At 59.4% G+C, this 11,959-nt stretch carries 8 protein-coding genes; 3 read left to right on the top strand and 5 right to left on the bottom strand.

The features are described from left to right. Positions 1-87: 87 nt before the first annotated feature. Positions 88-1,215 (bottom strand): branched-chain amino acid ABC transporter substrate-binding protein, encoded by a 1,128-nt coding sequence (locus tag FJD34_RS13375; protein WP_032858077.1) that lies wholly within the window; start codon positions 1,213-1,215, stop codon positions 88-90. Positions 1,216-1,398: 183 nt separating this feature from the next. Here FJD34_RS13375 and FJD34_RS28070 point away from each other — a divergent pair, with 183 nt between their 5' ends. Together FJD34_RS28070 and FJD34_RS13370 are read left to right on the top strand one after the other, a co-directional pair. Then, positions 1,399-1,560: a hypothetical protein gene (locus FJD34_RS28070; protein ID WP_167360813.1), complete on the top strand. Its 162-nt coding sequence runs from the start codon at positions 1,399-1,401 to the stop codon at positions 1,558-1,560. Continuing rightward, the gene (locus FJD34_RS13370; RefSeq protein ID WP_032858075.1) at positions 1,557-1,862 is read left to right on the top strand and encodes a DUF2288 domain-containing protein; all 306 of its coding nucleotides are present in this window, start codon (positions 1,557-1,559) and stop codon (positions 1,860-1,862) included. Before FJD34_RS28070 ends, FJD34_RS13370 begins: the two co-directional genes overlap by 4 nt. A gap of 305 nt (positions 1,863-2,167) precedes the next feature. On the opposite strand, the gene FJD34_RS13365 is transcribed toward FJD34_RS13370, so the two are convergent. The 3 genes from FJD34_RS13365 to FJD34_RS13355 all read right to left on the bottom strand — a co-directional run bounded on the left by FJD34_RS13365 (position 2,168) and on the right by FJD34_RS13355 (position 7,294). Further along, positions 2,168-4,348 carry a hypothetical protein gene (locus FJD34_RS13365; protein ID WP_032858072.1) on the bottom strand — a complete coding sequence of 727 codons (2,181 nt, stop codon included), beginning with the start codon at positions 4,346-4,348 and terminating at the stop codon, positions 2,168-2,170. Between the two features lie 208 nt (positions 4,349-4,556). After that, on the bottom strand, positions 4,557-6,782 hold the full coding sequence (locus tag FJD34_RS13360) for a putative bifunctional diguanylate cyclase/phosphodiesterase (RefSeq protein WP_032858071.1): 2,226 nt from the start codon (positions 6,780-6,782) through the stop codon (positions 4,557-4,559). Positions 6,783-6,925: 143 nt separating this feature from the next. Further along, positions 6,926-7,294: a YkgJ family cysteine cluster protein gene (locus FJD34_RS13355; protein WP_032858069.1), complete on the bottom strand. Its 369-nt coding sequence runs from the start codon at positions 7,292-7,294 to the stop codon at positions 6,926-6,928. A 246-nt stretch (positions 7,295-7,540) separates the two neighbouring features. On the opposite strand from FJD34_RS13355, the gene FJD34_RS13350 reads away from it, so the two are divergent. Next, positions 7,541-8,887, top strand: a complete 1,347-nt coding sequence (locus tag FJD34_RS13350) for a spinster family MFS transporter (RefSeq protein WP_090290598.1) — start codon at positions 7,541-7,543, stop codon at positions 8,885-8,887. A 119-nt stretch (positions 8,888-9,006) separates the two neighbouring features. On the opposite strand, the gene rapA is transcribed toward FJD34_RS13350, so the two are convergent. Beyond that, entirely contained in the window at positions 9,007-11,853 is a 2,847-nt protein-coding gene (gene rapA / locus FJD34_RS13345; protein ID WP_032858064.1) for an RNA polymerase-associated protein RapA, read from the bottom strand. Between the last annotated feature and the right edge of the window lie 106 nt (positions 11,854-11,959).

Raw genomic sequence — 11,959 nt, 5'->3', positions numbered from 1 at the left:
GCCCGGATCGCGGGTGCGTGGCCCATAAACCTCGTAAAACAAAACCCACTGCTTGCACAGTGGGCTTGTTGTCCAGTAACGCCTGGCTTACTGAGGGGAAACTTCGGTTTTTGGTTGACCGAAGTGCCATTCGTAGACCACGAACTTGAAGTCCTTCAGGTCGCCCTTGGCATCGAAGCTCAGGTCGCCGGTCGGGGTCTTGAAGGTGCCTGCGTGGATGGCCTCGGCCACTTTGGTGGTGTCTTCGCTTTTCGCGGCAGTGATGCCGCCAGCGATGATTTCAACTGCCGAGTAGGCTGGGAACACGAACGGGCCGCTTGGGTCTTTGCCGTCAGCCTTGAGTGCGTCGACGATTGCCTTGTTGGCAGGGTCGGCGTCGAAGGATTTCGGCAGGGTGACCAGCAGGCCTTCGGAGGCTTTCTGGGCGATTTGCGAGATGGAGTCGTTGCCGACACCTTCCGGGCCCATGAACTTGGCTTTCAGGCCTTTTTCCTGGGACTGGCGCAGGATCAGGCCCAGTTCTGGGTGGTAGCCGCCGTAGTAGACGAAGTCGACGTTGGCTTGCTTGAGCTTCTGGATAATCGAGGAGAAGTCCTTGTCGCCGGCGTTCAGGCCTTCGAAGACGGCGACTTTCACGCCTTTTTCTTCCAGGGTCTTCTTCACGGCAGACGCGATGCCTTCACCGTATTGTTGCTTGTCGTGCAGTACTGCGACGACCTTCGGCTTGACGTGGTCGGCGATGTAGTTGCCGGCCGCAGGGCCCTGGGCGCTGTCCAGGCCGATGGTACGGAAGATCAGCTTGTAGCCACGGGCGGTGATATCCGGGCTGGTGGCAGCCGGCGTGATCATGATCACACCTTCGTCTTCGTAGATGTCGGTAGCGGGTTGAGTGGAGCTGGAGCAGAGGTGGCCGACCACGAACTTGACGCCGTCGTTGACCACTTTGTTGGCTACGGCAACGGCTTGTTTAGGATCGCAAGCGTCGTCGTATTCCTTGGCTTCGAGCATCTTGCCGTTGACACCGCCTTTGGCGTTGATGTCCTTGATGGCTTGCTTGGCGCCCATGAACTGCATGTCGCCGTACTGGGTCACAGGGCCGGTCTTGGGGCCGGCAATACCGATCTTGATGGTGTCAGCTGCGAACGAATGGCCGGCAACCCCAGCCAGGACCATAGCGGCAAACAGTTTGGAAATCTGCTTAGTAGCCTTATTCATAGTGCTCCACTCTTACTGTTGTATTTTTTATAGTTCTAGCGGCCTTGTGAGCTGCAGAACCGGATCAGATATCTCGGATATCCCCCCGGCGGCGGCCTGGCAACTGTACCGGTACAGTGTAGAGCGCCGGTTGATCGCTTGAAAAGCTGGCAGCTGGGGGCAAACGCCGGGTGTGTCGCTTAAATGAAAGAAAAAGACAGAATTGCGGCGGGCTTATGCCAGAGTTTCGGGCAATCCTTGGCATTCCTGACACTTTCAATCGGTGCCTCAATTGCTACTGGGTTTTTCTGGGGAAGTCTCGACGGTATCATTGCGCCGATTTTTTCCTCAGGTGAGTTCCCATGACGCAAGAACCTAGCACCCTCTATGCCAAGCTGCTCGGCGAAACCGCGGAAATTTCCTGGAAGGAGCTTGAGCCGTTCTTCGCCAAGGGTGCCCTATTGTGGGTCGAGGCTGGCCTGGATTTGATCGAGGCCGCCGAGGGCATGGCCGAAGACAAACGTGACAAAGTGGCCGCCTGGCTGGCCTCGGGGAGTCTTGGCGAAGTGTCTGCGACGCGGGCATTGGACTTGCTGGAGCGTGATCCGAGCCTGTGGGCAGTGGTGGTTTCACCGTGGATTCTGATCCAGGAAAGGGCATCGAATTAAGTGATGGCACCGAAATGGTGCGCGTTTTTCCCGGTTAGAAGTGTGTAGCGGAGTAACCGCTTTCACCATGATGGCAACTGGCCGTGAAGAAAGGTCACAGGCGAGGGTGACGTAAACGTCATGGGAACAGTTTTGCGGGCCGCGAAGTGCCTGGGGAATTGTTTCTTGGTGTGGCGAACTTGTAGAGGTTTGTTGCCTGTAAGACCGCTTTCGCGAGCAAGCCCGCTCCCACATTCGGCCGCATTCCAAGGGTGGCACTCGGTCAGCTGTGGGAGCGGGCTTGCTCGCGAAGGGCGCGCCTCGGTCTAGGCGGTCTTGCCCGTATGGTTGTTCAACGAGATCACCTTAGTCTTGCCAATCCTGTGACGGTAGATCTCACGCAAGTACTTGATCGCCTTCTTCACGCAATCGCGCGACAGACGGATGTCGTTGATCGAGACAAACTTCTCTTTGTCATTGATCAGCTCGCGGTACTTCTTCTCATACATCGGCTTGATCGCGTACCAGTTGGTATCGAGGATCTTTGCCGGGTTTTCGAATTCGTTGAGCAACTCGTCGATACGGTCCTCGTCGAAGTCTTCGTGGATGATGAAGTCCAGGATCGAGTTGTCCAGGGTCTCGTCGAAACGGTACGGGTTGCGGGCAAAGCAGCGTTTGATAAAGGCCACGATCAACGTCAGGAAGTCATCCGACAGGCACGGGCTCTTGGCGATCAGCGTGGTCAGCGACAGGTTGGCTGAAGCACCGATTACCAATGCGTAACGCTTGAGGGTGGTGTTGGGGAACAGGCTGTTGAGGTGAGTCTTGAGCCGGTTCAGGTCCATATAGGACAGCTTGTAGTCCTTGGGCAGGGAGACGATGGACACCACCGACGAGCAGTTCTTGAAGAAGTGCAGGTCATGCAGGGCCGCTGCGTCGTAGCCGGAATTCTTGTACTGCTCCAGCGACGCCCGATAGCGCTTGGACTCGATCGGCAGCAGGCTGATGCCTTCGATGGCCTGGGTGACCTTGTTGAAGTGGGGCAGGTCGATGGAGCGGAAGAACAGGTCGTCGATGTTCAAGCGCTGCGGTTCTTTTTCGAACACCTTGAACTTGTCATTCGACGGCGGCGGGGTTTCCGGGACCACGGATTCGGCATAGGCAATCGCCACCGGCCCGGCCAGGCTCATGAACAGGTCGTTGGCGTCCAGGCGAATGGTTTCGCCGATGTCGATGCCGGCGCGGCGGAAATAGTTCTGGTCGTAGTCGGTGGTGACCGCCTGGGCCGTCAGAATGTTGAAGATCTGCTGTGAGATGTACTGGTTGGCGTGTTTTTCCATGGCATTGACGTCAATGTTCTGGATGTTGCCATCATCACTTTCTTCGGCGTAACGCATGATGTCGTTGGAGATCAGCATCATGGCGTTCCACGGGCGAATACGCCCTTTGACGCTGGCTTCGCTGCTGTCTTCATTGTCGAAGTTGTACGAAAAGTCCCATTCCTCCGACAGGTACTTGCACAGCAACCGTCCGGCGTTGATGTGCAGCGCCTCGGACATTTCACTGCGATGGTCGGAGATATTCGGCAGCACACAAATGCCGCTGGTGAAGATCGGCTCGAACACAAAGGCGTGGCCGCTCTTGCTGTCGTGCTCGTCGGCGGGCTTGGTGTCGAAGGTCTTGTTCATGTACGAGTGTTGCTGGGCCAGGCCAAACTCCGAGGCCATGCCCGAGCCGGTACCGCCACCGGCGCTGAAAATCGAGAAGTACAGGCGCGACTGGTTGGCTTTGATGCCGCAGGAGTCGATCAGGTACGAATGGATCATCTTCCAGTCGGGGCTGGAAAACCGCTGGGTGTCTTTATTGAGGATGATCTTGGCCAGGTACTGGCCGAGGATCGGTGCGTTACCGGCGCCACCGGCATGGACTTCCGACAGGTCCATGATTTTCATCTTGCTGTAGTCGCGTAAAAAGCCGCTTTTCTCACCCTTGCGCGAAAATCGGATCCGCCCGGCGATGTCTTTGTCGAGGTCGCCGAGCATCACCAAGGGTTCTACCAGGAACACCGGTTTACTGGCCTTGTTGGCCCCCAGGCGCAAGTTGTTGCGGATCCACTGGGCCGGGCTGTAGCCCTTTTCAGCGTAGGACTTTTCTTCGGTGCTGAACTCGTTCAAGTAGAACTTGCGGGCGTTGTACACCAGCTCCGCGACATCCAGGGCAATGTTGGAGCCGCAGCGCCCGAGGCCGATCAGGCACACCGAGGGAAATTCCTGCTCGCTGCGCAACTCGCTGTCACCCTCAAGGTGGAGCGGGCGCGGGAACACCATGTCGCGCAGGCCGTCGAGGTTATCGAGGATGCGATCAGTATTGGTTTCGGTGAAGTACAGGTATTGCTGGGTGGCCAGCGCACGTTGACCGTTCAATGACTTTGGGCCTGAGGGCTTTTCCGCAGGAGCTGTGAGCAACACGTCGGATACCGCAGTAACAGGATTATTTTTAGAAGTCATTGTGCGCCATGTGCCTGGACGGATGGCTGGAAAGCATCAAAGAGCCATCACCGAGTGAGAGTTCGCGACTTTTACAGTGCGTTTAGGCCTCAGCGAGCGGTCTTAACCTTATTGTTTCTAGGGAAAAGCGACGCTGGACTCTCATGAATCGGCCGTTCGTCGGCGTTCTTTAATCAAAATGATGGCGATTTGCCAAGTCATCTGCACTTCAGCGGATGGGGCGCACAACCGCCGATGTGTCTTTGCCGCCCGCCAGGCTTAACGGTGTCAGCGGGTGGTGCTGGTCAAGCGCCATGATCACCGCGCTGATTTCACTGGCCGGCACCGCGGCACTGAGCAGGTACCCCTGCACGTAATCGCAGCCATGTTTGATCAACAGCTCCAGTTGTTGCGGGGTTTCCACCCCCTCGGTGATGACTTGCAGGTGCAGGGTGTGGGCCATGCCGATGATCGCCTGGACAATCTCCATATCAGTGGTGGATTTGGGAATATCCTGGATAAACGAGCGGTCGATCTTCAGCGTGTTGAGGGGTAGGCGCTTGAGGTAGGAGAGGGAAGAGTAGCCGGTGCCGAAGTCGTCGATGGACAGCGCAACACCCAGCGCGCGGATTTGTCGCAGCAGGATCAGGGTGCTGCTGATGTTGCCCATCAAGGCGTTTTCGGTCACTTCCAGTTCCAGGCGGCTGGCGGCGATGCCACTGCTGCGCAAGGCGTATTCGATTTCATCGGCCAGTTCGTCGCGGGACAGGTTCAAGGCCGAGCAGTTGACGGCCATGATCAGGTCCGGATGACCCTGGTCCGTCAGCCAGCCCAGGTCGGCACAGGCTTGGCGTAGCACCCAGTTGTCCAGTTCGGCAATCAGGCCGTTGTTTTCGGCAATGCCGATAAACCGCTCGGGGGCCAGCAGCCCATGTTGCGGGTGTTGCCAGCGCACCAGCGCTTCGAGTCGTGTGACCTTGCCTTTGCGCAGGTCCAGAATCGGCTGGTAGTGCAGGACCAGTTCCTTTTGGTTGCGCAGTGCATTGCGCAGTTCTTCTTCCAGCTGCAGTTCTAGAAAGGCTCGGGTTTTCAGGTTGGAACTGAAGAAGTTCAGGCTGTTGCGCCCGCCATCCTTGGATTGATAGAGCGCCAGGTCGGCGGTTTTCAGCAGTTCCTCGCAGGTGGTTCCGTCCTCGGGAAACACGCTGATGCCGATGCTGGTGGTCATCACCATGCGTCGGCCGGCCAGTTCGATTGGCTCTTTCATTTTCTGCATGATGCGCTGGGCCATGTGCCGCGCTTCGTCGCGATGATGGATGTTGATCAGGATGCAGAACTCATCGCCGCCGAACCGGGCCACGACATCATTGTGGCTACGTACCGAACTCTTGATATGGCCGGCCAGGACTTTGAGTAGCTCATCGCCGGCGTCGTGGCCCAGGCTGTCGTTGATCCGTTTGAAGTGATCGATGTCGAGGAAGATGACCGCGAGCATGCCCCCGGTCTGGTTTTTCTCCACGAGTTTTTCGGCGAAGATCTGGTTGAAGCCCCGACGATTGAGCAGGCTGGTCAAGGCATCGTAATGAGCGACTTGCTGCAGGGACGCACGTGCCTGGTCCAGCTCGGTCAGCAAGGCATTGACCCGACGCAGGTCCCGCTCCTTGTGTTGCAACTTCTTGTCGGCGAGGGCCGCGCTGATGCTGCTGCCGATCACCAGCAACGTGATGACGGCCACCGACAGGCCCAGTTGTGTTGGGTTGTCGTCGATTGGCAATGAGGGCATGGCGCCGTTGGGCACCAGCAATTGCATAGCGGCCATGCCGGTGAAGTGCATGCTGATAATGCCGGCGCCGAGTACCAGGCTGGCTCCGTACTTGAGCAGTTGGTGGAACATGCCGCTGCCATTGCGCAGGTAGCTGGACAGCAGCAAGGCCGCGAGGCTAGCCCCGATGGCGATCGCCACCGATAACACAAACAGCCCTGTTGAAAAATACACCTGCGCCTCGGAACGCATGGCGGACATGCCCACGTAATGCATGAGGGCGATGCCCAGGCCCATCCAGATGGACGCCACCAGGTACCGATTAAAGCGCAGCTGGGCATGACTGAGGGTTTGCATGGCAAACAACGACGCGATCATTGCGATCAGCAATGACGCAAAGGTCATGAACAGTTCGTAATGGATGGCGATGGGCGCCTGGAACGCCAGCATGCTGATGAAGTGAGTCGACCAGATTCCGCCAGCCAGGCAACCGGCGCCGATCCAGCGCCAGCGGCGTTGTGCTGTCAGGTTGTCAACGTGGCCGACACGCTCGGCCATGTCCAGGGTACCGAAGCCCGCAGCGCAGGCGACCAAGTAGGCCAGTAGCACCAGGAAAGGGTTATGGGTGCAATTGAGTATTAGCTGCCCGCTCTCGGGAAGGGGGGTAAAAAAATGCAGACCCAGCCATTCCATAGCATGTCCCGTTACAGAGTCATCTCGTGTCACTGCGCGCGGCGATGACCTATGGAATCGAGTATAGAAGGCTCAACGGAATCGCAAGCAGTAATGGCATTTTGATTGCTTCGATTTTGGCATGCCAATCATAGCCAATGGTGCTAAGCGCTGATGGGCAGCTCAAACTCGTAAGGCGGCTGCTCCAGTGGCGCCAGGCCAAACGCGGCGCGTGCGGCGTCGCAATCGACGTTCACTTCCCCCTGGCTCCACGACGACTCGAAGTCTCGGCACACGCTTGACCGTTGCTCGTAGATTGAACAGCGTGTGCCGCTGCCCACTTCACCTTCCAGGCTGCAGCAACGGGCGGGTTTTTGGTCGGTGCCGATCATCGCCACCCGACTGGGGTTGATCTGTACTACAAGGTCATCGGGCACGGTGCCGCCTGATGAAGCGCATTCGCCCCAAAAGAAAGACACGCGAAAGTATGAACAGCAGGCACCGCAACTCAGACACGGACTGGCATCGGACATGGCACGTCATCAATAAGAGGTAAGGGGGGAACTGCGGAAGGCTCGCTATTCTATTCCTGCCAAGGCGCTTGGGAAGGGGGGCCAGTGCTTATTTTTTTGTCGGCCGAAACGCTGTTGTTGCAGATGGAATTACGCCCTATCAGCTTTACGAATCATTACAGACAACTGGGCCGCGCCTGACTAGATTGCAGGTTCCGGGCAGGATGCGTCGGCATCGAGCCTCTATAACAATAAAGAGACGGACCCATGCAGAACTCGACCCAAGCGGCGAATGCCTGGCGCATTCTGTTCCTGCTGTTCCTGGCCAACCTGTTCAACTTCTTTGATCGCACCATCCCGGCGATCATCATCGAACCGATCCGTATGGAATGGCACCTCAGTGACTTCCAGCTCGGCATCATCGGTACCGCGTTCACCATCGTCTATGCCATTGCCGGCTTGCCCCTGGGGCGCCTGGCCGATACCGGCTCGCGCAGCAAACTGATGGGCTGGGGCCTGGCGAGCTGGAGTGCGCTGACGGCGGTCAACGGCATGGTTGGCAGTTTCTGGACTTTCCTGCTGGTGCGCATGGGCATCGGCATTGGCGAAGCCAGTTATGCACCCGCCGCCAACTCGCTGATCGGCGACCTGTTCCCGGCACACCGCCGCGCCCGAGCCATGGGGATTTTCATGCTGGGCCTGCCCTTGGGCCTGTTGCTGGCGTTCTTTACCATCGGCGCGATGGTCCAGGCGTTCGACAGTTGGCGTGCACCGTTCTTTATCGCGGCCATCCCGGGGCTGATCCTCGCGGTGTTCATGTTCTACATCAAGGAGCCCAAGCGCGGCGCCGCCGAGACCGTGCAAGTCTCCCAGGAGAAAGTCGACCGGCCGATCCGGCGTGTGCTGGCGGTGCCGACTTTCCTGTGGTTGGTGCTTGCCGGGCTGTGTTTCAATTTTGCCACCTATGCCTGCAACTCGTTCCTGGTGCCGATGCTGCAACGCTACTTCCTGATGCCGCTGCAAGAAGCTGCGGTGGCAACCGGGGTGATTGTCGGTGTGACCGGCTTGTTTGGCCTGACCCTGGGCGGGCTGGTGGCCGACAAGATTCACCAACGTATCCCCAACGGCCGGCTGCTGTTTGCCGCGTTCAGCCTGATTATTTCCACGGTCTGCACCGCCTGGGCCCTGCACGCGGGGCGTATCGAGATTGGCGTGTTTGTCGCGGTGTTCAGTGTGGGCTGGCTGTTTGCCTATAACTTCTATACCTGTGTGTACACGGCGATTCAGGACGTGGTGGAGCCCCGCCTGCGGGCTACGGCCATGGCGTTGTTCTTTGCCGGCCTGTATCTGCTGGGTGGCGGTATGGGGCCAGTGGTGGTGGGTGCGTTGTCCGATCATTTTGCCCATGCGGCGATGTACGCGGCGGGTGCCGAACAAATGACCGAAGCGTTCAAGGCCGTGGGTTTGCATGACGCCATGTACCTGATTCCGGTAGCGCTGTTCCTGACCATGCTGTTTCTGTTCCAGGCTTCGCGGTGTTTTGTGCGCGATGCCAAGCGGATGAAGGATGGCTTGGGGGTGGTGGAGGTGCCGGGCCCTGCGGTGACTGCTTGAGGCTGAGGTGACTGCATGGGCTTGCTCGCGATGAGGCCCTGACTCACAGCACACATCCAACATGAATAAAAAAGGCCCGCATTGCGCGGGCCTTCTTGTTCAACAGGGCCGTGCGCGGATCAACCCGCGACCAACACCCGAATCGCTTCCAACCGCAGCGCCGCCTTGTCGAGCATGGCCAGGCCTTGCTCGCGTTGTTGGCGCAGGGCAACCAGTTCGCTGTCGCGTACGGTCGGGTTGACCGCTTGCAGGGCGGTCAGGCGTGCCAGCTCTTCGTCGGTGTCTGCCGCGAGGCGACGTTGTGCCTCGGCCACACGCTCGGCGTGGCGCGGGGCGATTTTCTCTTCGCCGGCGTTGATCCGTGGCGTCAACTGATCACGCTGGGCCTGCACGAATTTGTTGGCGCTGGCCCGTGGCACGCTTTCCAACTGATCGTTCAGGGTGGTGAACGACACTCGGCCCGACAAGTCATTGCCGTTGGCATCCAGCAGGCAGCGCAAGGCTGCCGGTGGCAGGTAGCGGCCCAGTTGCAGCGAGCGCGGCGCCACGACTTCACTGACGTAGAGCAGTTCGAGCAATACCGTGCCCGGCTTGAGCGCCTTGTTCTTGATCAGGGCCACGGCGGTGTTGCCCATGGAGCCGGACAGCACCAGATCCATGCCGCCCTGGACCATCGGGTGCTCCCAGGTGATGAACTGCATGTCTTCGCGAGACAGCGCCTGGTTGCGGTCGTAAGTGATGGTCACGCCTTCGTCGTCGCCGAGGGGGAAGCTGGCATCGAGCATTTTTTCGCTGGGCTTGAGGATCAGCGCGTTTTCCGAATGGTCTTCGCTGTCGATGCCAAATGCATCGAACAGGGTTTCCATGTAGATCGGCAGGGTGAACTGATCGTCTTGCTCCAGGATGTCCTCGACCAGCGCATCACCTTCGCCAGCGCCGCCGGAGTTGAGTTCCAGCAAGCGGTCGCGGCCGGTGTGCAGCTCGGCTTCCAGGCGCTCGCGCTCGGCGCGGGCTTGGTCGATCAGGCCTTGCCATTCGCCATCGTCGGCGTTTTCCAGCAACGGCAGCAGGCGCGGGCCGAACTGATGCTGCAAGGCGTTGCCGGTCGGGCAGGTATTAAGGAAGGCGTTCAGCGCTTCGTGGTACCACTGGAACAGCCGCTCTTGCGGGCTGGTTTCCAGGTACGGCACGTGCAGCTCGATCACATGCTTCTGGCCGATCCGGTCCAGGCGGCCGATGCGCTGTTCCAGCAAGTCCGGGTGCGACGGCAGATCGAACAGCACCAGGTGGTGGGCGAACTGGAAGTTGCGGCCTTCACTGCCGATTTCCGAACAGATCAGCACCTGGGCGCCAAACTCTTCATCGGCGAAGTAGGCGGCGGCGCGGTCTCGCTCAAGGATGTTCATGCCCTCGTGGAACACCGTGGCCGGAATGCCGGAACGCACGCGCAGGGCGTCTTCCAGGTCCATGGCGGTTTCCGCGTGGGCACAGATCACCAGGACCTTGGTGCGCTTGAGCATTTTCAACTGGTCGATCAGCCACTCGACGCGCGGGTCGAAGCGCCACCAGCGGTTTTCTTCTTCGATGTCCGGCTGCGACTGGAAGCTGACTTCCGGGTACAACTCGGCGTGCTCGCCCAGCGGCAGCTCCAGGTACTCGTCCGGGCACGGCAGCGGGTAGGCGTGCAGCTTGCGCTCGGGGAAGCCTTGCACCGCGGCGCGGGTGTTACGGAACAGCACGCGGCCGGTACCGTGGCGGTCCAGCAGCTCACGCACCAGGCGCGCGCTGGCTTCGGTGTCGCCATCGTTGACGGCGGCCAGCAGGGCTTCGCCTTCGTCGCCGAGGAACCCCAGGATGGTCTTGTGCGCGGCTGGCGAGAGGCGGCCCTTGTCCATCAGTTCCTGCACGGCTTCGGCTACCGGGCGATAGTTTTCGCTCTCGGCGCGGAAGGCTTTGACGTCGTGGAAACGGTTCGGGTCCAGCAGGCGCAGGCGCGCAAAGTGGCTGTCCTGGCCCAGTTGCTCCGGGGTTGCGGTCAGCAGCAGCACGCCGGGAATGGTCTCGGCCAATTGCTCAACCAACTGGTATTGCGCGCTGGCTTTTTCTTCGTGCCAGACCAGGTGGTGCGCTTCGTCGACCACCATCAAGTCCCAGCCGGCGGCGAACAGCGCATCCTGGGCTTTCTCGTCGTCCACCAGCCATTCCAGGGCCACCAGCGCAAGCTGGGTGTCTTCGAACGGGTTGCTGGCATCGCTTTCGATAAAGCGTTCTTCGTCGAACAGCGCAACCTGCAGGTTGAAGCGCCGGCGCATCTCCACCAGCCATTGGTGCTGCAGGTTTTCCGGGACCAGGATCAACACGCGATTGGCGCGCCCGGACAGCAACTGGCGATGGATCACCAGGCCGGCTTCGATGGTCTTGCCCAGGCCTACTTCGTCGGCCAGCAGAACCCGTGGTGCGATACGGTCAGCCACTTCACGGGCGATGTGCAATTGGTGCGCAATTGGCTGCGCACGCACACCACCCAGGCCCCAGAGCGAGGACTGCAATTGGCGGCTGGTGTGTTCCAGGGTGTGGTAGCGCAGGGAGAACCAGGCCAGCGGGTCGATCTGCCCGGCGAACAGACGGTCGCTGGCGAGGCGGAACTGGATGAAATTCGACAGTTGGGTTTCCGGCAGGGTGACCTGCTCGTTCTGCCCATTGAGGCCGTGGTAGACCAGCAGGCCGTCGACATCGTCGACTTCGCGCACGGTCATTTTCCAGCCCTCGAAATGGGTGATGGTGTCACCCGGCGAGAACCTCACGCGAGTGAGGGGCGCATTCCGTAGCGCGTACTGGCGGGTGTCGCCAGTGGCCGGATAGAGCACGGTCAACAAGCGCCCGTCCTGTGCCAGAACGGTGCCTAACCCCAGCTCTGCTTCGCTGTCACTAATCCAGCGTTGCCCCGGTTGATACTGCTGCGCCATGCTGCCTGACTCCCGCCGTGAAAAAGCCGACTATTCTAACGGAACAAGGCCCCCAGCCAAAGGACTCTGACAAAAACTACTCCGCTTGCAGGGATGAAAGCGGACG

It is taken from the genome of Pseudomonas brenneri, assembly GCF_007858285.1.
GTDB lineage: Bacteria > Pseudomonadota > Gammaproteobacteria > Pseudomonadales > Pseudomonadaceae > Aquipseudomonas > Aquipseudomonas brenneri.
This window is presented reverse-complemented; position numbering and strand designations above follow the sequence as displayed.